This window comes from Bacteroides salyersiae WAL 10018 = DSM 18765 = JCM 12988, from assembly GCF_000381365.1.
GTDB lineage: Bacteria > Bacteroidota > Bacteroidia > Bacteroidales > Bacteroidaceae > Bacteroides > Bacteroides salyersiae.
Genome location: NZ_KB905466.1, coordinates 742,693 through 764,248, shown reverse-complemented (window position 1 = coordinate 764,248; position 21,556 = coordinate 742,693). Strand labels below are relative to the sequence as shown.

The 21,556-nt window shown below is 43.5% G+C and carries 23 protein-coding genes and 1 pseudogene; 10 read left to right on the top strand and 14 right to left on the bottom strand.

The features are described from left to right. Window positions 1-130: 130 nt before the first annotated feature. From HMPREF1532_RS03105 to HMPREF1532_RS03090, 3 genes are all read right to left on the bottom strand, one after another. Window positions 131-2,227: a KamA family radical SAM protein gene (locus HMPREF1532_RS03105; protein ID WP_005924663.1), complete on the bottom strand. Its 2,097-nt coding sequence runs from the start codon at window positions 2,225-2,227 to the stop codon at window positions 131-133. 143 nt (window positions 2,228-2,370) lie between these two features. Further along, entirely contained in the window at window positions 2,371-3,006 is a 636-nt protein-coding gene (locus HMPREF1532_RS03100; RefSeq protein WP_005924660.1) for a hypothetical protein, read from the bottom strand. Between the two features lie 292 nt (window positions 3,007-3,298). Continuing rightward, entirely contained in the window at window positions 3,299-3,940 is a 642-nt protein-coding gene (locus tag HMPREF1532_RS03090) for an AlbA family DNA-binding domain-containing protein (protein ID WP_005924654.1), read from the bottom strand. 148 nt (window positions 3,941-4,088) lie between these two features. Between HMPREF1532_RS03090 and HMPREF1532_RS03085 the strand changes: the two genes are divergently transcribed. Next, window positions 4,089-4,265 (top strand): histone H1, encoded by a 177-nt coding sequence (locus HMPREF1532_RS03085; protein ID WP_002562150.1) that lies wholly within the window; start codon window positions 4,089-4,091, stop codon window positions 4,263-4,265. Window positions 4,266-4,338: 73 nt separating this feature from the next. On the opposite strand, the gene msrB is transcribed toward HMPREF1532_RS03085, so the two are convergent. Beyond that, entirely contained in the window at window positions 4,339-5,424 is a 1,086-nt protein-coding gene (msrB, locus tag HMPREF1532_RS03080; RefSeq protein WP_005924650.1) for a peptide-methionine (R)-S-oxide reductase MsrB, read from the bottom strand. A 398-nt stretch (window positions 5,425-5,822) separates the two neighbouring features. Between msrB and HMPREF1532_RS03075 the strand changes: the two genes are divergently transcribed. The 5 genes from HMPREF1532_RS03075 (at window position 5,823) to HMPREF1532_RS03055 (ending at window position 10,003) form a co-directional block, all read left to right on the top strand. Next, window positions 5,823-6,722, top strand: coding sequence for a helix-turn-helix transcriptional regulator (locus HMPREF1532_RS03075; protein ID WP_005924647.1), 900 nt, complete (start codon window positions 5,823-5,825; stop codon window positions 6,720-6,722). After that, window positions 6,719-7,981: a putative DNA modification/repair radical SAM protein gene (locus HMPREF1532_RS03070; protein ID WP_005924643.1), complete on the top strand. Its 1,263-nt coding sequence runs from the start codon at window positions 6,719-6,721 to the stop codon at window positions 7,979-7,981. Before HMPREF1532_RS03075 ends, HMPREF1532_RS03070 begins: the two co-directional genes overlap by 4 nt. A gap of 102 nt (window positions 7,982-8,083) precedes the next feature. Further along, window positions 8,084-8,857, top strand: a complete 774-nt coding sequence (locus HMPREF1532_RS03065; RefSeq protein ID WP_005924640.1) for a TIGR03915 family putative DNA repair protein — start codon at window positions 8,084-8,086, stop codon at window positions 8,855-8,857. Window positions 8,858-9,037: 180 nt separating this feature from the next. Next, window positions 9,038-9,559, top strand: a complete 522-nt coding sequence (locus tag HMPREF1532_RS03060) for a DUF2867 domain-containing protein (RefSeq protein WP_005924637.1) — start codon at window positions 9,038-9,040, stop codon at window positions 9,557-9,559. Window positions 9,560-9,571: 12 nt separating this feature from the next. Next, the gene (locus tag HMPREF1532_RS03055) at window positions 9,572-10,003 is read left to right on the top strand and encodes a ribosomal maturation YjgA family protein (protein WP_005924634.1); all 432 of its coding nucleotides are present in this window, start codon (window positions 9,572-9,574) and stop codon (window positions 10,001-10,003) included. 39 nt (window positions 10,004-10,042) lie between these two features. Here HMPREF1532_RS03055 and HMPREF1532_RS03050 read toward each other — a convergent pair whose 3' ends face one another. The 3 genes from HMPREF1532_RS03050 to HMPREF1532_RS03040 are packed head-to-tail and all read right to left on the bottom strand — an operon-like array spanning window position 10,043 to window position 12,809. Continuing rightward, complete coding sequence (locus tag HMPREF1532_RS03050; RefSeq protein ID WP_005924631.1) at window positions 10,043-10,912, bottom strand: ion transporter; 870 nt, start codon at window positions 10,910-10,912, stop codon at window positions 10,043-10,045. Window positions 10,913-10,958: 46 nt separating this feature from the next. Further along, window positions 10,959-11,936 (bottom strand): lytic transglycosylase domain-containing protein, encoded by a 978-nt coding sequence (locus tag HMPREF1532_RS03045; protein WP_005924628.1) that lies wholly within the window; start codon window positions 11,934-11,936, stop codon window positions 10,959-10,961. Window positions 11,937-11,969: 33 nt separating this feature from the next. Then, complete coding sequence (locus HMPREF1532_RS03040) at window positions 11,970-12,809, bottom strand: hypothetical protein (protein WP_005924625.1); 840 nt, start codon at window positions 12,807-12,809, stop codon at window positions 11,970-11,972. 120 nt (window positions 12,810-12,929) lie between these two features. Here HMPREF1532_RS03040 and HMPREF1532_RS03035 point away from each other — a divergent pair, with 120 nt between their 5' ends. Next, the gene (locus HMPREF1532_RS03035) at window positions 12,930-14,249 is read left to right on the top strand and encodes a TIGR01777 family oxidoreductase (RefSeq protein ID WP_005924622.1); all 1,320 of its coding nucleotides are present in this window, start codon (window positions 12,930-12,932) and stop codon (window positions 14,247-14,249) included. Between the two features lie 16 nt (window positions 14,250-14,265). Further along, window positions 14,266-14,544 (top strand): GNAT family N-acetyltransferase, encoded by a 279-nt coding sequence (locus HMPREF1532_RS03030; protein WP_005924619.1) that lies wholly within the window; start codon window positions 14,266-14,268, stop codon window positions 14,542-14,544. Window positions 14,545-14,680: 136 nt separating this feature from the next. On the opposite strand, the gene HMPREF1532_RS03025 is transcribed toward HMPREF1532_RS03030, so the two are convergent. From HMPREF1532_RS03025 to HMPREF1532_RS03010, 5 genes and pseudogenes are all read right to left on the bottom strand, one after another. Beyond that, window positions 14,681-14,956: a zinc ribbon domain-containing protein gene (locus HMPREF1532_RS03025; protein ID WP_005924616.1), complete on the bottom strand. Its 276-nt coding sequence runs from the start codon at window positions 14,954-14,956 to the stop codon at window positions 14,681-14,683. Window positions 14,957-15,056: 100 nt separating this feature from the next. Then, window positions 15,057-15,788 (bottom strand): SDR family NAD(P)-dependent oxidoreductase, encoded by a 732-nt coding sequence (locus HMPREF1532_RS03020; protein WP_005924613.1) that lies wholly within the window; start codon window positions 15,786-15,788, stop codon window positions 15,057-15,059. Window positions 15,789-15,874: 86 nt separating this feature from the next. Beyond that, the gene (gene bamJ, locus HMPREF1532_RS03015) at window positions 15,875-16,276 is read right to left on the bottom strand and encodes a BamJ family beta-barrel-assembly machinery protein (RefSeq protein WP_005924610.1); all 402 of its coding nucleotides are present in this window, start codon (window positions 16,274-16,276) and stop codon (window positions 15,875-15,877) included. A gap of 16 nt (window positions 16,277-16,292) precedes the next feature. After that, window positions 16,293-16,423, bottom strand: a pseudogene (locus tag HMPREF1532_RS21955) (ATPase); the annotation flags it as partial. A 70-nt stretch (window positions 16,424-16,493) separates the two neighbouring features. After that, window positions 16,494-16,793, bottom strand: coding sequence for a nitrous oxide-stimulated promoter family protein (locus HMPREF1532_RS03010; protein WP_025820052.1), 300 nt, complete (start codon window positions 16,791-16,793; stop codon window positions 16,494-16,496). A gap of 83 nt (window positions 16,794-16,876) precedes the next feature. Between HMPREF1532_RS03010 and HMPREF1532_RS03005 the strand changes: the two genes are divergently transcribed. After that, complete coding sequence (locus HMPREF1532_RS03005) at window positions 16,877-17,800, top strand: DMT family transporter (protein WP_005924604.1); 924 nt, start codon at window positions 16,877-16,879, stop codon at window positions 17,798-17,800. Window positions 17,801-17,831: 31 nt separating this feature from the next. Here the strand turns inward: HMPREF1532_RS03005 and rlmF are convergent, their stop codons facing one another. Further along, window positions 17,832-18,722: a 23S rRNA (adenine(1618)-N(6))-methyltransferase RlmF gene (gene rlmF / locus HMPREF1532_RS03000; RefSeq protein ID WP_005924601.1), complete on the bottom strand. Its 891-nt coding sequence runs from the start codon at window positions 18,720-18,722 to the stop codon at window positions 17,832-17,834. Between the two features lie 425 nt (window positions 18,723-19,147). Between rlmF and HMPREF1532_RS02995 the strand changes: the two genes are divergently transcribed. Beyond that, a complete protein-coding gene (locus HMPREF1532_RS02995; protein WP_005924598.1) occupies window positions 19,148-20,767 on the top strand; it encodes an RluA family pseudouridine synthase in 1,620 nt (539 codons plus the stop codon). 456 nt (window positions 20,768-21,223) lie between these two features. Here HMPREF1532_RS02995 and HMPREF1532_RS02990 read toward each other — a convergent pair. After that, window positions 21,224-21,556 (bottom strand): integrase core domain-containing protein (locus HMPREF1532_RS02990; protein WP_044097406.1); only part of this gene is annotated, 333 nt, incomplete at its 5' end.

The following is a 21,556-nucleotide window of genomic DNA, read 5'->3' as shown; positions in this document are numbered from 1 at the left end:
GTGCAAAGCTTTCCTCAGAACGGTACTTAAGAGCGCTAAGCACGGTGTATACAGGCGGTATGGACGGTGCTTAGCGGAGGTAAGTACCCTGCTTACGATCACCGGTATGCATAAGCAGTATTATCGTATATTATCCAATCTCCAGATTGCTCATCTTGTCCGTGATTCGGAAGTCGAATTCCGGATATTCGTATAAGCTGAACCGTGGTTCCGTTTTGCCTTCCGTATACGTCCAGATAGTGGCATAATCTTCCGGATCTTCTCCCATTTTTCCTAATTGCCGGAGATAAGCGGCGAGCGATTTATTTTCTACGATATAGATCTGTCCCATTTTATCGATAATGGGGCTGTGGCGGCGTGTTCCGTCATGATCGAAGCGAAGGATACGCTTACCGTCTTCTGTGATACCTATTAGGTTGAATGTCATGCTTTTGCCAATGGCAGGCAGATTGAGTACGCTTCGGTCGGTAGCGAGGAATGGCAGGTGGTGCTTTCTCATAAAACGGCGGATACGGGTAGCCGTGTCTTCTCCATTTTCGAGCAGGGTATATAGCTCGGCAGCCTGCTCGGAGGTGAGTTGTCCGTATATCTTTTCTTCATGTTGTTCCTGCAGAGAACGGCTGTTGGGAGTGAACACCGCATAGTTTTCATTGAAACCTTTTACTGAGAAAGTGTAGTAGCACACCACTCCCAATGAATTGAGCACTTGGCGCAACCGGGTCGTATGCCCCCGTCGGGAAGCTGTTACGGTATAGACCAATTGGTTTGTAATCAGCCAGCCGGCAGAAAGTATCTTGCTGATGGCATCCCGTGCTTCGGGGGTAACTTCCAGTGGTGTCTGGAAATGGGTTTGGATGATGAACTGCTTCACTCCGATGGCAGACGCTTTTTCTTTAAACTCCCGGAGAATCTCTACTAATTCGTCATTGATGCGCATGGGCAGATAGGCTGGCAGGCGGGAGCCGAGACGTACCCGTTGCAATTCGGCATATTTTTCTCCTTCCGGCCGTTCGAGGTTGGCTTTTCGCTTGCGGGCGGCCATTCGGTAGACGGCTTCCAGTATCGTTCGCAATGTTTTGTTTTGGCTCATCAGGGCATCCCCTCCGGTAATCAGTATGTCACGCAATTGGGTGTCTTCCTCAAAGTACCCCATCAGGCGGCGTAATTTTTTGTCCCAACTCTCTTTGGGACGCAACGCTTCGAATTCGAAGTTGAGACGTTCGCTTTGAAAGTCGTACATACGTTGGCAGGAGGCACAAAGTCCGCCGCAGGCACGTCCCATCGTGTCTGGTATCAAAATAGCCACTTCCGGGTAACGGCGGTGGATGTTGTGCCCGTCCGGCAATAGCCAGCCGGCAGCATTCGGCTTTCCGGGTTCTACGATATCTTCCCGTTCCCAGGCGCGAATGTTGCCATATGTCTCTACCAAGCGGGGAGAATAGAGGATATAGCTGCGGATGGCATCGTCATTATATCCGTCACCGGTGATGTCGAGCAGTGAAAGGTAGTAGGGGGTAGCGAAGAAAGGCATACCCTTTTTGCGTGCGCGCGACAGCAAATACATCGTTTCGCTGGAAAGAGAATTCCCCAAAAAGCGATTCAGTTCAGTGGGGCTTTTTACTGCCATCGACAGGTGAAAACGAAAATCATTCCACCATTGGCTGACGAGCTGATATTTTTCGTCATAACTGAGTCCTTCGTCAAACCGGAAACGGGTGGAACCGGATTTTCTGTTTTCAATCTTCTGGATCAGTATGTGCAGTATCCGTTCCTTGTTTTGGGCACGGATCTCCATCACTTCCTCGTTCAGTCCCGTAGGCCAGCGTTCGGTACGGCTCTTTATCCGTTGCGGAGAGGGGAGGGGGATTTCCGTCATTTCAAGTCTTTTGAACAGGTAGAACAGGTCGATGAATAAATCTGTGGCCATGTCGGTGTTTTCCAGATTTCCGGTAAGGAATCGGTGGAGTAATGAAAAGGTTTGCACCGGCATGTCTTGTTCTGTTGAAAGTTCGTGGATACTTCTTCCGTCGTAATTGATAAGGAGTCGAATTTGCTTACCCGTATTGCTTTCTGCTTGTGGATGGAGAGACAGGAATTTATCGAGGTTGTTTTTGAAGTCCGTTTCGTTAGTGGTTTCATTAGCCAGTTGGTAAAGTTCCGGTAGCTCTTGTTGGTATAGTTGTTTAAGTTGAGAAAGGGTGAGAGTTAGCATTTTCTTTTGTTTCATAAGCTATTATTTTTTACAATTGTTAAATTGGCATGTTATTTGCTTATAAATATAATAAAAAAAGCGGAGGAATTTCTCCTCCGCTTTTATGTCACCACGTTATTTTACAGTTATTTTTTATTTTCTAACACTCTGGGTTACATTTATGCTTTTGTATCTTCATTTTTATGCTTGGGCTCTTTCTTGGCCAGCAAAACGATGTTATAAACGTATTCTGTCATCCATTCTTCGGAATAGCCGAGCCTTTCTTTATATTGACGTACGGCCATTGCGGTTTTGTGTACATCGTCTGCTTTCCATACGGTTTTTGTACATACATCGTGCACAGTCTTTGCTGTCATTCCGCGCAGTGTCTTTTTGAATATCGACGGCATACGGAATTTCCATTGCATGAGGTTACCCATCAGCATCATCAAATCGTTGGAAAATCCCTGATACATAAACAGGTAAGCCTGTATATCGTTCTGTGTACGGCAGTTTTTCTTAATGGAAGCATCTATCTCTTTGAAGAATGACTCATTGATACCATAATCTTCCATCAACATTTTGCGGGCAGCGCTTTTTTCGCCCAATCCCAGTTTGCCGCCCTGGGTCGGTATCTTAAACAGACGTTTGAATTGCGCTACATCCGGCAGGAAGCGGATATTGGTGATACCGAGATTTACGGCAATTACCGATTGGAAATATACGCGTGTCAGTGACACGAAATCTTCTACATTACCTACCGCCTTTCCGTTGGCATCGGCTTTTTTCTTGAATAAGTCAGCAAATATGCCCATATATGTATGAATTACAATTTTAAGATTATAAATTATGAATTTCGTATTCCGGTTGCAAAAGTACTAAATAAGTTGATTTACACCAACTATTCGTATTCTGCAATTTATGTTATATTCATTTCTGATAAAAAAGAGGCCTCTCCCCAGCCCTCTCCGGAGGAGAGGGGGCAGATAGATACTCTTATTTAGACTAACTCAGCCAATCAATAGTATACTTGGTACACAGCTTACTGTAAAATTGTCACAAGACTAACTCAGCCCCCTCTCCTACGGAGAGGGTTGGGGAGAGGCTTCATTTCAGCCTGAAATAGAACTTATGATTTTCGAATACCGGCTCCACGATATCGAACCGGATAAACTTGGCCAGCAAATGTTCGGCAGCCCGACGTGAAATTTTAGCTTGGCGGCAATACCGGTTCAATGAAAGCGAACAATTCTTTTCAAGCAAGTCGAGAAGCAGTTGCTCCCGTTCGGTATATTGTATCAATTCTCCTGCCGGGTTGCCACTCTGTTGCCACACGCGGAGGTGTATGGGAGTCGCCAGGATGTTCTCATCCTTAATACGGATATAAGCCAGTGGTTTCCCGGTTTCATCTTTGGCATACACCGGCTTTTTATCACTTTTATCTATTTGAACGATTAATACATTGCGTCCTTCAACATGAAATGTTTGCATGGTATAATGCACCTCCGGCAGGCAATAGAGTTGGGCGGCCGCTTCTATCATATATTTCTCTTCTTCCGAGCGTACACCGGCTATTTTTCCATTGTCTTTTACGCCGATGAGCAAACGGCCCCCATCGGTATTGGAAAAGGCCGACAAGGTGCGGGCTATCTTGCGGGCATCCGAAATTTCAAATTTAAAATCCTGTTGCTGATGTTCGCCTTCAGCTATTAAAGTATGTATGTATTCGGTATCTGTAAGTGGTTTCATGATTGCAAAGGTAAAGAAAAAAGCATAAACCGCCTTTTTTAGCGTTATTTTAGCAGATTAATTCAAAAAAAAGATTGTTTTTATGCGTTTATTTCGGGAAAGAATGTATTTTTGCCAATCATTATTAACGAAGAAAATAAAAAGGATCATGAAAGAATTAGTAGAAAAAATCGCAGCTCTTGTAGCTGACTTTAACAAAGATGCAAATGCACAAATCGAGAACGGTAACAAAGCAGCAGGAACCCGTGCTCGTAAAGCTTCATTGGAAATTGAAAAAGCAATGAAAGAATTCCGTAAAGTATCTTTGGAAGAGTCTAAAAAATAATTAGCTGTATACGAAGAAATGCAAAAGCCGGTCCATGTGAGGACTGGCTTTTTCTTTTTTAATAAGGCTTGCTTTAAGGCAATAGCTTCAAATACTCACCGTATCCCTCTTCTTGCATTTTTTCTTTGGGGATGAAGCGGAGAGAAGCACTGTTGATGCAGTAACGTAATCCGCCTTTGTCCGCAGGACCGTCCGTGAATACATGTCCTAAATGAGCGTCTCCCGTTTTACTGCGGACTTCCACACGTCTCATACCGTGAGAAGTGTCTATGTTTTCTTCGATCAGCGATTTCTCTATCGGTTTGGTGAAGCTGGGCCAGCCGCATCCCGAGTCGAATTTATCGGTAGAAGCGAACAAAGGTTCTCCGGTTGTGATGTCTACATAAATGCCCGGGCGTTTTTCGTTCCAGTATTCATTACGGAAAGCCGGTTCGGTGGCGTTCTTTTGCGTTACGGCATATTGCTCGCTGGTAAGGGTAGAACGTAGTGTGGCTTCATCCTGTTTTTTGTAAATGGGGTTAGCTGTTGTTTTAGGGCTGTTTGCTTTTTTGGCCAGATCGAACAGGGATGGGTCGATGTGACAATATCCTCCCGGATGTTTATCCAGATAATCCTGATGGTAATCTTCCGCTTTATAGAAATTGGCGAGGGGTTTGATTTCTACGGCGAGAGGTTTGGAATACTTCTCGGCCAAGGTCTTTACCGCTGATTGTATGACCGGAAGATCCGCCGGGTCTGTATAGTAAATACCGGTCCTGTATTGTGATCCGTGGTCATTTCCCTGACGGTTGACGCTGGTCGGGTCTATGGTTTTGAAATAGAGGTCTATCAACAGGGGAAGTCTTACCTTACGGGGATCGTAGGTAACTTTCACCGTTTCGGCAAAATTGGTATTTCCACTGCATACTTGTTCATAAGTAGGATTTGCGATATTTCCGTTGGCATAACCCACTAAGGTGCTCTCAACACCTCCGATCTGTTTCAGAAAATGCTCTGTCCCCCAAAAGCATCCCCCGGCGAAGTATATTTCACTTTGATCTTTCATTTTTTGGTTCTCCTGTTTTTTAAGATTATTACTCTGCACATTTTGTGCATTCATCACTTGCAAATAGCTCGTTAAGAGCAATATGAATATAACGGTTATTTTTATCTCTTTCATATGATATATAACAAATATAACTGTTCTTTTTGACAATGCCGACGGAATTTTTTTATTTATTTCACGCTGCCAGACTGAGAAACAGTTTGGATTTTTATAGGATTTCTCTTTTTGTTTGTTTCGGGCTTCTTCAACCTTCTTTTTTGCCCGTTTGCAACTTTGTCTTTAGTCATATAGACCGGCTCCTAAAAGGAAGACAGACCGAGAATAAACTCAAAATAAACTGATAAAAACTTTTAAGAGGAAAATTTAAACAGACTCTAAGTTCCGAATAAAAATCAAAACAGTTTCTGAAGGGAATACATTAAAAAACGTTTGGTTACTGCTTTATTCTTTTTATTATGCTTATTTTTGGCACAAACTATGTGCTACTTTGCAGCATAATAAAGAAAAGATGTATGGCAAAGCAACAATTCAACAGACTCATCTGGTTGGTAGATACTATCTATCGTAGTGGGCGTATTACATTTAGTGAGATCAATCGCCGTTGGCGGGCGGGAGACGCTATGCGTACCGATATTCCCTTGCGCACTTTTCATAATCACCGGCAGGCTATCGAAGAGATGTTCGACATTAATATAGAATGTGACAAGCGTACGAATACCTATTATATAGCCGATGCGGAGGGAATGTTGGGAAATAAACTGAAAATGTGGCTGCTCAACAGTTTCTCATTGAACAGTATCCTGCAGGAAAATATGGATATGAAGAACCGGATCGTGTTTGAAGAGGCTCCTTTGGGGTTACAGCATATGGATGTGGTGATAGATGCCATGCGAACCGGACATGTGCTTCGTCTGGAATATCAGGCATATACGTGGGAACATTCTAAAGAGGTCGTTTTGGAACCTTATTTTCTCAAACTGTTCCGTCATCGCTGGTATCTGATAGGGATCAACCGGTCCTATGATGCTTTCCGCTCTTATTCATTAGATCGTATCAAAAGTTTGTCTGTCGGGGAAGAGAATTTCCGCTTTCCCCGTAAATTTACGCCGCAAGATTATTTCCGCGATTGTTTCGGTATTATTCAGGATGAAACATTGCCGCCGCAGCGTACCGTGTTAAGGGTTGCTGCCGGGCAGGTGCCTTATCTGCGTAATCTTCCTTTACATTCCAGCCAGAAAGAGATAACAACGACGGAGGAATATACCGATTTTGAACTTTATATCTCACATACTTATGATTTTATTCAAGAACTGTTCTCGAAGGGAGCAACGATTGAAGTATTGGAACCTCAAAGTTTGCGTGATGTGATGAGAAGTGAGATGAAAAAAATGCAAAAACTATATGGATTATGAATGCGAACGTACTTGAGAAACTTAAAATACTGGCTGAATCTGCCAAATACGATGTATCTTGTGCTTCCAGTGGTACAGTTCGTGCCAACAAGCCGGGGACGTTGGGTAACACCGTAGGCGGATGGGGCATTTGCCATAGTTTTGCGGAAGACGGGCGGTGTATTTCGCTTCTGAAGATCATGCTTACCAATTATTGCATTTATGATTGCGCCTATTGTATCAACCGGCGTAGTAATGACTTGCCGCGTGCCACTCTTTCCGTATCCGAATTGGTGGATCTGACGATTGAGTTTTATCGTCGGAATTATATCGAGGGATTGTTTCTGAGTTCGGGAGTCGTTCGGAATCCCGATTATACGATGGAGCGTCTGGTAAGGGTTGCCAAGGACTTGCGTGAAGTCCATCGGTTCAACGGGTATATCCATTTGAAGAGTATCCCTGGGGCCAGTCGTGAACTGGTGAATGAGGCCGGGCGATATGCCGACCGTCTGAGTGTAAACGTCGAAATACCCAAAGAAGAAAATCTAAAACTGTTAGCTCCCGAAAAAGATCATAAGAGTGTGTTTGCTCCTATGCTGTATATCCAGCAGGGGGTATTGGAAAGTAGTGAAGAGAGGAAGAAATTCCGCCATGCACCTCGGTTTGCACCGGCAGGACAGAGTACGCAAATGATTGTAGGTGCCACGGCCGAAACGGATAAGGATATTCTTTTTCTTTCTTCTGCCCTGTACCAGCGCCCCACGATGAAGCGTGTTTATTATTCCGGATATGTTTCTGTCAATACCTATGACACCCGTTTGCCGGCTTTGAAGCAACCGCCTCTGGTTCGCGAGAACCGTCTTTATCAGGCAGATTGGTTGATGCGTTTTTATCAGTTTAAAGTAGATGAGATTGTAGATGATGCATATCCCGATCTCGATCTGGAGATAGATCCTAAATTGTCGTGGGCATTGCGTCATCCCGAAAAGTTTCCGATCGACATCAACCGGGCGGATTATGAGTTGATTCTTCGTGTGCCGGGCATCGGTGTAAAGTCGGCAAAGTTAATCATTGCTTCCCGCCGATACTCCAAGCTCGGGTATTATCAGCTCAAAAAAATAGGAGTAGTGATGAAGAAAGCACAGTATTTCATTACGTGCAGTGAGCTCCCGATGAAAACTGTCAACGAAATGACTCCACAGGCTGTACGTAGCTTGCTACTTCCGAAGCCTAAAAAGAAAATAGATGAAAACCAACTAATATTAAATTTTAAAGAATGAAGATATTTACGATTAGACGATTGACGATTTACGATTGAGGTCATATAGAGATTCATAAGTAATATCAATCGTCTAATTGTAAATCGTCTAATCGTAAATCCCATGGTCCTATTTGTTTATGATAAAACCTTTGAAGGCTTGCTGACGGCTGTTTTTGATGCTTACTTTCGCAAATCTTTTCCCGATATGCTATTATCGGAGGGGGAGGCTTTACCTTTATTTTACGATGAATTCTTTACGGTAACCACTGATGAAGAAAAGGCCGGACGGGTATGGCGCGGATTACAGAAGAAACTTTCGGCCTCCGCTCTTTCGGCCATTACTTGGTGTTGGCTTTCCGAGTTGCCGGAAGTCGGTATGTTACTGTTTCGTTATATTCGTAAGGCCATCGATGCTCCCCGTTCCATTGAAACGAATTTCGGTGATCCGGATGTATTGGAACTCTCTAAAATATGGAAACGCGTGGATTGGGAACGGTTGCGGATGTTTCAGTTTGTCCGTTTTCAGAAAGCGGCGGATGGTACTTTCTTTGCAGCCTTTGAACCGCAGCATAACGCATTACCTTTGACTATCGAACATTTTAAAGACCGCTTTGCCGATCAGAAATGGTTGATTTATGATATGAAACGCCGTTATGGTTTTTATTATGACTTGAAAACCGTAGAAGAAGTTACTTTTGATGATGACAGCAACGCCTCGCATCTGATAACCGGAATGCTTGATGAAAGTTTGATGGATAAAGATGAAAAATTGTTCCAACAGCTTTGGAAGACCTATTTTAAATCCATTACAATCAAGGAAAGGCTCAATCCGAGAAAACATAAGCAAGACATGCCTGTGAGGTACTGGAAATACCTTACCGAAAAGCAGAAGTGAGGTTATTCAATTCTTTCTACCATTTAGGGATATTTTATAGTTCGGGCATCTTTTTATTGTAAAGGAACTGTTTAGAGTAGATTTTGGAGTATTTGATAACCGATGTATGCCTAAATTCCGTATCTTCGCCAGAGAACGTTCATCTCCCATTCTTTTTCCATAAAAGTATCGAGTTTTATTATGAATGAATCACTACAAATCCGGAAAGCCGGGAATATGATAAGTACATCTGTTCTGTCTCGTATAGACCCTGTTGACTTTGTCGATACCTTTTGTTGTAGGATAACGGCTGAAAGAGATATTCGTCCGGCGGATGTACTCATTACTATGTTTACAAATTATCCGCAATGGGTGGAGGCTTTGATGAAACTTCGTAATTGTCTTGTGGAACCATTCGGACTGAAAGGCGGGAAAGGCTCTGAAGTGGCAGAATATCATAAGATAATATCAGATTTCGCAATTGCTCATCCGGATATGACAAGGGAGGAAGCGGTATTTACGGCGGATGATAAACATTTGCAGTTCTATGTTTCTGCAATCGTGCGTCCTATGGAGGCGAATGTAAAAGAGGTCACCGTTTCCACTTTAGTGCAGTTTCATAATAATTGGGGGCGGACGTACTTTTTCTTTATTCGTCCGTTTCATTCCATCATTGTTCCGGCTACATTGAAACGTGCTTTAAAGCGTATGGTCATTAACTAACTTGATTTATTTATGAAAAAAAGAATAATCTATGCTTCCTGCTTTTTTGTGATATTGATAATCGAAATTATTATCGGCGTATACATTCATGATGCATTTATCCGTCCTTATATAGGAGATGTATTGGTAGTGATACTTATCTGTTGTTTTATCAGGATTTTCATACTTCGTTCTTTGCGGCGGTTACCCGTTTATGTCTTTGTATTTGCTTGTTTCATTGAGCTGCTTCAGTATTTTCAGTTGGCCGATAGGTTAGAATTGTCAAATAACGGATTTGCGCGGATTGTTCTGGGGGCTACTTTTGATTGGAAAGATATTTTATGTTACGCGGTGGGGTGCTCTCTTTTTGGGTTGGTGGAGTATGCAGAACGTAAAATAGTGCAACGCAGAAAAGCAGCCCGCTCGTTTATCGGTTATAAAAAACGGACCCATTGGTATCTTTGAAAAATACGATAACGTTACACACAAAGTATAAAGAAACATTTACTTTTTATCTTTGGGTAAGCTATCTTTATGTAACGGAAAACCACAATATTTACAGTACGCTGCGTTCTCATCATGTCCCGCTTTATGGCAATTAGGGCATTGCATATCTTTCAGCTTTTTATATTCTTTCATCATCGATACGGATACGATGCCTGTGGGCACTGCTATAATGGTATAACCCATTAGCATTACACAGGCAGAGAGGAATTTCCCTAAAGCCGTTGCGGGTGTAATATCGCCATAACCTACTGTTGTCATGGTGACAATAGCCCAATAAATGCTGTTGGGTATGTTGCTGAATTGTGTGCCGGGCTGTGTACCTTCAATCATATACATTAAGGTACCGATAGAAACAACGAGTATCACTACAAACAGGAAAAAGACGGCTATTTTCTTGCTGCTTTCCTTTAGTGAAGTAAGCAACCGTTCACCTTCCATCCAGAAAGTGAAAAGTTTGAATATACGGAAAACCCGGATGATACGGAACGCCCGGATCACCAGCAGATATCTTGCTCCCGGTAAAAAGAAAGCCAGATACAACGGCAGTGTGGCTAATAAATCAATGATACCGAAAAAACTGAAAATATACTTCTTCGGTTGTGGAGAGCAATAAATACGGGTTACATATTCAAAGGTAAAGAAAGCTGTAAACAAGTATTCAAGTATGATGAATGGCAACGTCAGGTAGGACGGAAGCCCCTGCAGGCTCTCCAGAATGGCAAGCAGAATACTTAATGTGATACAGATGATAAGAGCCACATCGAACAACTTTCCTGCCGGAGTATCCGATTCGAAAATAATAATGTAGAGTTTATGTTTTAACTCTTTGTTATGTAGAAAATGTTTGAAGTGCTCTCTTAAATTCATAATAATAAAATAATTAGCCAATGTGCCAATGAATAATGTGCCATTATTAATCAATTACCCACTTCGGGTTATGTGGAATCGTTTTCTTGGGGTTATAGTTCATTCCTTCCCGGGTAGGTATGTGTAAAACGTATGTACGGCGTGTTTTGTTTTTTAATGAGTGTTCGCGCAGCCATGGATTAGCGTCACGCAATTGTGCATAAGTGATGCCGTTTTGTTTGGCATACTCATCCAGATTCTCGATGGCGGTGGTGATCGTCACTTTTTTATAGGGAATAGGGGGATAGAGGTGCTCGCGTTTCAACAGGAAACCGAAACGTTGCGGATTGTTGAATATCTCTTTGGCAGCCAACAGACGGAACATGTAGCGTGATGTTTCTTCTACCAGCCAAAGATCCATGACATGGTCGGCCAATTGTTTATCCAGTTGTGCGGTGATACGTCCTTGTCCTGCGTTGTATGCGGCAGATACAGCCATCCAGTCACCATACTTTTCGTAAGCCTGTTTGAAATATTTGCAGGCGGCAACAGTTGCTTTTTCCACGTTGTAGCGTTCATCTATATTGTCGTTCACTTCCAGACCGAATTCACGTCCGGTAGCCGGCATGAATTGCCATAGTCCGGCAGCTCCGGCCGGAGAGCGGGCAATCGGATTAAGGCTACTCTCGATAACCATCAGATACTTGAAGTCATCAGGGATGCCATTGGCTTTCAGTATCGGTTCCACGATAGGAAAATACCGGTTGGCACGTTTCAACATCAACATGGTAGTAGAGTGCATATAGGTGAAGGACATCATTTCCCGGTCCATCCGTTCACGGCGGTCATACCGGCGCAAGTCAATGGTTTCGCCGTCAAAAGTAGCCTGCTCGGGAACACTTGGCGGGGTGACACAATAGGGCACTTCAGATTTTACCGAATACGGTTCGACAGGTGGAATACTGCTGATAAGGGTCGGGATGGTGGCTCCGGCGCAGACTGCCAGAGCAATACTTAAAATTAGAGTAATACGTTTTTCTTTCATTCTATAAAATCATTGTTCAATGCGGTGTGCGCATTATTGAATCGGTTGGCAACCGCTACAATAATAAATGCTGCCACCCAGATAGTTTTCTTTCTTTATCATATCTTCGCAACGAGGACAGATTGTGCCGGCTGTATTTTTAGAGAGATGCGGTATATATCCTCCGCTTTTGCCAAAGAGATCGGTCTCTGTGCTGCGCCCTCCCAAGTTATACATCTCTTGAAGAGTGGATTTTATCTGGTGATAGAGTTCCTCCTTTTGTCCGGCAGACAAGGAATGGATTCGCGTTTTCGGATGAATGCGGGCATTGTACAGGATATCCTGTAGCACTCCGTTACCCAATCCCGGGATGGTCTGTTCGGTTGCCAGAAAAGCTTTTGTTGTTTTCTTTTGTGCTTCATCCGCATAAATTAATTTTCTGAAATACGACTCACAGAACTCATCCGTCATTACTTGCGGCTTATTCTTGGCTGTCTCGTAATAAGCCGCTATGGGCGCATTGAATCCTTCTTTCGGAAAACACCATAAACCTCCATACATCCGTACGGAAGCAACAAGGCAACTCTCATCCTCAAATCCGATAAGCAATTGATGCCTGGCCGGTAATTTTTCACTGGGAGTAAAGTAACGCAGGTTGATACCATCGGTAAGGATAAGCATCATATCACCGGCTTCGATTTCAATCATACCGCCGCAGGGATTTATCTTATCGATGGTTTTTCCGGTCAACCGTTCGGGGTATTCTTTCGGATTACCATAAAACCAGGCGAATTTATGGGGGGTATACTGTGCGAATACGTTGGTAATTCTCTTTCCTCTGACCGTTCTGTTCAGTTGTTCTGACAGGCAGCAGGCTTCGGGCGCTTCAATCATATGGCTATGGGTTACGGGTTAGTCATTCCTCTGCAAAGATAAACTCATTTTAGCAGCTTCAAAGAACTTTTCGTGCTTTTAATACGTTTTGTACTATACATTAACAACAGTTTACGTCACATGAATATAGCAATTACCGGAGCCAGTGGCTTTATAGGCAGACATCTCACCGCATTTTTTACTGAACAGGGACATCGGGTCGTTCCGTTAGGGAGACCTATGTTCCGGGAAGGGATGCTTGGATACCTGGTACAGGCATTGTCGCATTGTGATGTCATTATCAACCTGGCCGGTGCTCCTGTCAATAAGCGATGGACGCCGGAATATAAACATGAGTTATATGATAGCCGTATACGGGTAACGCAGCGTATTGTTCGCGCTCTGGGAGCAGGCCGTCAGAAACCCCGATTGATGATATCGGCTTCTGCCGTGGGATATTATCCTTCTGCGGGAACTTTTGATGAATATACCAATACACGCGGAGAAGGCTTTCTGCCCGATCTTTGCTATGCCTGGGAGAAGGAGGCCCGCCGTTGTCCGCCACAGACCCGTTTGGTCATAGCACGTTTCGGACTTGTACTTTCTCCGGACGGCGGAGCAATGGAACAGATGCTCCGGCCCTTGAACATGAAGTTTGCCGCCGCTATCGGTCCCGGCACACAACCTTTTCCGTGGATCAGTATAGATGATCTTTGCCGTGCGATGGCTCTTTTTATAGAAGATGATACGTTGCAAGGCGTTTTCAATCTTGTTGCTCCACAGCAAATTACGCAGGCTGCTTTTACCCGTGCACTGGCAAAAGCCTATCATGCCTGGGGCACGATTATTGTCCCCCGGTTTATCTTCCGGATCATGTATGGCGAAGGTGCCGCTTTCCTTACTACCGGACAATATGTACGCCCGAGGCGATTGGAGGAAGCAGGATTTCATTTTACCGATAATACAGTCGGACAGCTTTTCAGAGGAGTAGACCGTAGTACGATCGATCGTCTTGATGTGTCCCGGTATATGGGACGTTGGTATGAGATAGCCCGTTACGATCATCGTTTCGAACGGGGAATGTCCGGGGTTACGGCTACTTACAAGCTTTCTCCTGACGGTAGTATCAGTGTATTGAATGCCGGATATAAACGGGATACACATGGCAGGAGTAAATTCCGGCGAGCTGTGGGCCGTGCAAAGATTCCCGATACCGCCAGGCCGGGACGTCTGAAAGTCTCTTTCTTCCTTTGGTTTTATTCCGATTATTATATACTCGAATTGGATCGGGAGGGATACAATTATGCACTGATAGGCAGTAGCTCCGATAAGTATTTGTGGATATTGAGCCGGACTCCCCAATTGCCTGAAGATGTGAAAAGATTATTACTGACCGCCGCATTACGCCGGGGATATGATACGAACCGGTTGTTGTGGATAGATCAGACAAGATACATTTAAAAAAAACTGATAGATTATGGATTATGAAATTAGACATCAGCCCGAACAGAAGCTGTTTGAAACGGAAGTAGATGGCCGCACGGCCTTTGTTCAATATCGTTTACTTAACGGAAGTCTCGATATTATTCACACCATTGTTCCACGCCCCATTGAAGGGCAGGGGATAGCCGCCGCTCTGGTAAAAGCGGCATATGACTATGCAATGGCTAACGGATTAAAGCCGAAAGCTACCTGTACATATGCCATAGCATGGTTGAAACGCCATCCGGAAGTATTGGAAGGAGCAGAGAAATAAGAAAAAGGAGCATTACCTTTTCTTCATATGATATAATATGCCGGATACATATTTAGTGTACGACTTTAGTGTACGACACAAAATGTGCATCCGGCTATGTATGAATACCGGATATACCTTGTCTTATCGGGAATACTCAGGCTTTTTTCCAACGTTTCAATAGAGGGAAGAACTGCTTCATGTTGGCAACAGCCTCTTCTTTTGTCATTTTCATTTCGGAATCTTTATTGAACTCATCCACGAATTGTGCACAGTGATCGATCATTTCATCCATCGTGCAGTCCACTGTAAAGTGCCCGTCGGCATAGCAATAACAACAATACTCTTCATTTTTGCTACCATTCGTTTCTGTCCCTAATACAGTCGCATCGCTCAATGGCATTCCGCAACTTTGGCAAAATTTCTGTTCCATCATTTGTTTTTTAGTTATTATTTTTTGTGATAAGCTTTTTTTTGCACTGCCGGCAAATATGGCGGTTACTTATAAAAGAGCGTTATCCGATCTTGCTAAGTCAGTTTGTTTTTACAGGTAGCCGTTTCCATAACCAACGTGGAATCATTCGCCAGAAAAAGACGATGACAGCATATCTCCAATCGATAGTTACTACCCGTTGTTTGCGATTGAGGGCTCGTACAATGTGTATTCCTACTTTATTTACATTCATTAGTAGCGGGTAGTTTTTTCCATCATTCAGTAGTTCAGTTGATACAAATCCCGGGCGGATATCCGTGAAGCGGATGTTTGACTTTTGCATGTTCGATAGTTGTTCGAGGGCATCGATATAGGTGTTTTGAAACCGTTTGGTAGCCGAATATGCCGGAGCAACACCCAAGCCCTTGGTACCGGCAATGGAACTGATAACGGCCAGATGTCCGTTCCCTTGTTGCCGGAAATACTGAAAAGCGGCAGTGACCATTCGTATGAATCCGTCGACATTGGTACGTGCAGTGTTCAGTTCGATATCTGCATTTAATTCCATATTCTGATGTCCCACACCGGAGCTTAAGAGAAACAGATCCATTCCACCCAATTTCTTGATGAGGCTGTGTAGTCTTTCCGTAGCATCCTCCTGTGTCACATCCAGTGTTTCCACTTCTATATTGTCAGGAGCAATCGTACGGAATGCGTCTAACGCGGTTTTTCGCCTGCCGGCAACTCCTATTTTCCATCCCTGCAACAATAATCCTTTGGCAACTTCTTTGCCTATTCCGGAAGTAGCCCCTATGATGATTGCTCGCTTCATTATTTGTTTTTATATGATTCGTATTTTTATTGGCAGAGACAAAGATAATTAAATCTTCCGAAAAATGGGTGAGTAGTTGATTTACTTTATTTTATACCTTGCAGTTCTATTTCAAAAATAAGTGTGGAGTAGGCGGGGATATTTCCGCAAGCCCGTGTGCCGTATCCCAATTCGTAAGGAATATAAACGATCCAGCGTGAACCTACCGGCATGGCTTTCAGTGCTTCCTGCCATCCTTCGATAACCTCTTTCACTTTAAAAATTTCCGGGCGTTTGCGTGCAAATGAATCATCGAATACTTTGCCATCTATTAATGTCCCCCGGTAGTGTACCTTTACCGTGTTTTTGGCAGTGGGTACCGGTCCGGTACCTTTTAGCAGAATCTTGTACTGTATGCCACAGGGTAGTTCCATAACCCCCTCCTTTTCCAGATTTTCTTCCAGAAAACGGATGTTGGCTTCTTTGTAATCTTTATGTTTCAGGCTCATATGGATAATTATTAATAAGTTTCTCGGAATATGTATATTTGAATGAGTCGATAATTTGATATACGGCTTCTTTAACCATTTCAATGGTACATATTTTATTTTGGGGTGTCATAGAATAGAGGGCTGAAGCACTTTTTGCATATACCATGGTTTTATTGTTTGATAATTACGCAAAGATAATTATTATAAAGCAATAATGTAAGTATGCTAATATCTTTTATAGGCCGAACAGATGCCTTATTGCCGCCCACGGGGCATAGATCAGCATACGGGGGCCGGAAAAGCGCATCACTTTTTGCATTTGCTTGCATAGGACCGGTTTGTAACAGTGTACGGTACATTGCTTGCAGGAGCTTTTCTTTTCGCCGAAGGGGCAACGGTCCAGTCGTGCGTGGGCATAATGTAACAGCTCTTCACATGACGGGCAGAGAGTTTGGTTTTTCTCTTTTTTACGGCAGTAGAGGCGGATCATCAGTTCTACTGTCTTTTTTTCACGGGTTATACGGTTCTTGCTCAATTTTCATTTTTTTAGGAGATACAAATATAACCATCCTGTTTTAAAAAGATGTATATTTGCACCCCGAAATTAAGAGCCTTGTTATGAATATAAGCAATAAAGCGAAAGGATTTGTATGTGGAGCCGTAGCTGCTGCCACGTATGGCATGAATCCGTTGTTTACCCTTCCTTTGTATAAAGAAGGATTGAGTGTGGATTCCGTATTGTTTTACCGGTATGCATTTGCTGTGCTTATTTTAGGTATTCTGATGAAAATACAAGGGCAGTCGTTTGCTCTGAAAAAGAACGAAGTACTTCCGCTACTGGCAGGAGGATTGCTTTTTTCTGCTTCTTCACTGCTTTTGTTCATGAGTTATAAGCATATGGACGCGGGCATTGCATCTACCATTCTTTTTGTATATCCGGTGATGGTAGCGGTCATTATGTTTTTGTTTTTTCATGAGAAGATATCATTGCTGACCGTATTTTGTATTCTTATGGCACTTTCGGGTATCGGCATGTTGTATAAGGGGGATAGCGGAGAAACGCTCAGTCTGATAGGAATGTTATTGGTCATTCTTTCGTCATTATCCTATGCCATCTATATTGTCGGCGTCAACCATTCCACACTCAAAACCATGTCGACAGCCAAACTGACTTTTTATGCCTTGCTTTTCGGGCTGTCCATTTATGTAGTCCGTCTGAATTTTATGACCGATCTACAGGCAGTTCCTTCTTTTCCGGCATGGGTCAATATACTGGCAATGGCTTTTCTGCCTACTGTTATTTCACTTATTTGTACGGCCATCTCGATACATAGCATCGGTTCTACCCCTACTGCCATTTTGGGAGCATTGGAACCCGTCACCGCTCTCTTTTTCGGTGTGATGATTTTCGGTGAACGACTTACCCCCCGCCTTGTCTTAGGAATACTGATGATACTGGTTGCCGTGACTTTTATTGTTGTCGGGAAGTCGGTTGTGGGGCACATTAATCATTTATTTCTGCATCTGTTGCGTCGTCATTGATATCCGGCTCTGAAAAAGAAGGGCTTGTTGGCTAAAACCGCCAAGCCAATATCCGGCTGTTTTTTGTGCCTTGTTGCATTTGTATCGTTCGATATTCGGCAACACCGGTTGATTTGAGTTTGGCATATAGCTTATCCAGATTTTTCTCTTTAGATACCAGGCTGGTGAACCATTTGCAGTTTTTTCGGAACTTCCGGCTTTCGGTGATCATATTCAGCAAAAACCGGAGTTCTCCACCTTCACACCATAATTCGTTGGCATTCCCTCCGAAATTCAATTGAGCTTTCGACACCTTCTTTCCTTTCAGGCTGCTGAGTTTGCGTAACGTACCCTTTTCCGCCTCCTCTTTTGAACTGTGAAAAGGAGGATTGCATATTGTGACATCGAAAAAATCGTCGGGCAATATAACTCCTTCAAAGATATTCCGTCTGTCTTTCTGAAGCCGCAGTTCAATCCGATGCACCAGTACCGGATTACAGGTTACTATTTTTCTGGCATTTGCTATCGAAACAGGGTCGATGTCCGAACCCACGAAAGTCCAGCCGTACTCCGTACACCCGATGATCGGGTAAATGCAATTGGCTCCTACGCCGATATCCAGACATTTCCGTCCGGATATTCCGGTTGCCGTATTTTCCGTACCGATCAACTCGGCAATATAATGAATGTAGTCGGCCCTTCCCGGGATAGGCGGACACAGATAATTTTTCGGAATATCCCAATATCGAATGCCATAATAACTGATCAGCAATGCTTTATTCAGTGCCTTTACTGCCTGTGGATTAAAAAAATCAATCGTTTGAGAACCGTATGGATTGAGTGATACAAACTTTTTGAGCGGAGGATAATTTTCGGTCAGTTTGGTGAAATCATACTGTCCGTTATGCTTGTTTTTGGGGTGTAATTCGTTCCTTTCTGCCATGATAGGACAAAGATACGGAGAAACTTTCTGATAGCAAATCCGCTTCGATTAAAAATGATAATCTTTACATGTATATAAAAAAACGGTACTTCGATTCACATCGCAGCACCGTCACAACACAAACACAAAATAAAACACGACAAAACTACTATGCAATCTTACCTGTTTATGCCGGGGAGGCATACGGTCGCTTCATTATGGGTATTCGCATATGCATAAAGAGCTTCAGGCTGATTTGCATAATTATAAACGCATCAGATGATTTTTTGTTCAAAAAGAGATGCAGAAAAATGATGTTTTTTTATGATAACGGGTCAAACTTTCATTGGTAATATTTGCAATACTGGGCAAATAGAATTTATTTTGCAAGCAATAACTCCATCAGGAGTTCAAAGACAATCCTGTTTCAAATAGTTTGAAAATATATGTTGCATCATTTTGCCCGATCTATTGTTCACATCGCTTTGCCCGGACAATTCACTTATCCTTTTCATTATACTCCCCATCCTTTGTGCGTCATGGCAGCCGAAGAGGTACAGGCTTACATCGCGGCACAGGACGACTGGCAGGAAGAACTGCGTGAGGGCAAGATGTTCGGTGTACTGGTCGTACAGACCAAAGAGGACGAGATTGGTTATTTGGCTGCTTTTTCCGGTAATCTGGCCGGTAGAAATCTGCATTCATTCTTTGTTCCTCCTGTATATGACTTGTTGCAGCCGGATGGCTTCTTTAAGATAGAAGAGGAAAACATATCGGCCATTAATGTCCGGATCAGAAAGTTGGAGCAGCATCCGCATTATCTGGATTTGAAACAGAGATTGGAGGAAGAGATACATGCGGGCAGGCAGGAGACGGAGAAAGCCAAATCTGTTTTGAAGGTTGCCAAAGAAGCACGTGCACAGCGTCGGAAGCAACACCCGGATGAGGAGGAGCAGGCTGCTATGGTGCGTGAGAGCCAATACCAAAAAGCCGAATTAAAGCGTCTGGAAAAGTATTGGAAAAATAGAGTGGCTGTCTTGCAAACAGAGGTTGATGCATATGATAGGCAGATGGAATCGCTTAAGATAGAAAGAAAGAAGCGCTCGGCAGAATTACAACAAAGACTTTTCGAACAATTTAAGATGAGAAACGGGCTTGGGGAGGTGAAGGATTTATGTGTGATCTTCGAGCAGACGGTACAGAAAACTCCTCCTGCAGGAGCCGGCGAATGTGCTGCTCCGAAGTTGTTGCAATATGCTTATATGCATGGATTGAAGCCGATTGCTATGGCCGAATTCTGGTGGGGAAATTCGCCTAAAACGGAGATTCGGCATCACGGCTATTACTACCCTGCTTGTAAAGGAAAGTGTGAACCGATACTGCAACATATGTTGAAAGGACTGGATGTGGAACCCGATCCGTTATCAAAAAGTCCGTGTGACGATACGGAACTGGAGGTCCTTTTTGAAGATGACTGGTTGTTGGTGATCGATAAGCCGGCTGGTATGCTTTCCGTTCCGGGGAAGGGGAGTGCCGGTTCTGTGTATAGTATAGTGAAAGAGCTATATCCGGATGCTACGGGGCCGATAATCGTGCATCGGTTGGATATGGCGACATCCGGTTTGTTATTGATAGCCAAAAGTAAAGAGGTGCATCAGCATCTTCAGGCGCAGTTTAAGAACCGCACGGTGAAAAAACGGTATATTGCCTTGTTGGACGGTACGCCTGCGCAGGATGAAGGAGAGATAAAACTACCGCTTTGTCCGGATCCTTTGGATAGGCCCCGGCAAGTGGTTCATGAAGAATCGGGCAAGCCTGCCATTACCCGGTATAAGGTTCTTGAAAAAAAAGGGAACCGGACGCGTATTGCTTTCTATCCATTGACGGGACGCACACATCAGTTGCGTGTGCATGCCGCTCATCCCCTCGGATTGAACTGCCCTATTGCAGGCGACGAACTTTATGGAAGAAGGGCAGAACGGCTCTATCTGCATGCCGAATATTTAGAATTTATACATCCGGTATCAGGCCAGGTGATGAAGTTCGAAAGGAAAGCGGAGTATTGATAAGTATGTTTGTAATATATGGAAGACGCTACTTCTCCATATTTTGCAGGTATATTGTTACTGCATCAAGGTTTATATTCTTAGTTGTAAAACATCCCCATGTTTTGGTTGACAACATCCCCATGTTCTTATGCAGAACACCCGGATGTTGTTACTGAAATCATCCGGATGTTGATGTGTACTGGATTTAGTTGACAACTTCGATTGTTATTACTGTATTCGTTCACTCAACAATTTTCAATACCTGAATAGGTTTACATTTCTGTTTGTTAGCCCTACTGTAGTTGTCCTATTTGGATTTCCAAATATAATGCTAATTATTCTATTTATTCCAATGTTGTTGAACTGATTTTTGTTATTATCTCGTTTGCCAAGAAATATCCTTGGTCGGGGATCGCCGTGCGGCAAGGGGCGTGACCACCCGTCCCGACGAGCACAACCTGAGTCGGGGCACTTTCATACCTTCTCCTCCTTTATAATTTCCATTGGTGTGCGCATTTTCAAAGCTTGGTGTGGCCGGATATTATTATATGTGTACACAGCCTGTTTAATACGTTCTTCCACCTGGTTAAAAGTCTCCTTCCCGCAGTCAAAGAGCCATCCGTTCTTAATAGTATTGTTCATCCGCTCGGCCAATGCATTATGCAGAGGATCACCACACTGTGTCATGCTTATGCTTATATGTTGTGCTTTTAACGTGTCAACGTATTGGTTTGAGCAGTATTGAACCCCACGGTCTGAATGATGTATCAACCCGCTGATGTCTATCCCGTTCTCTCTGTAAAACAG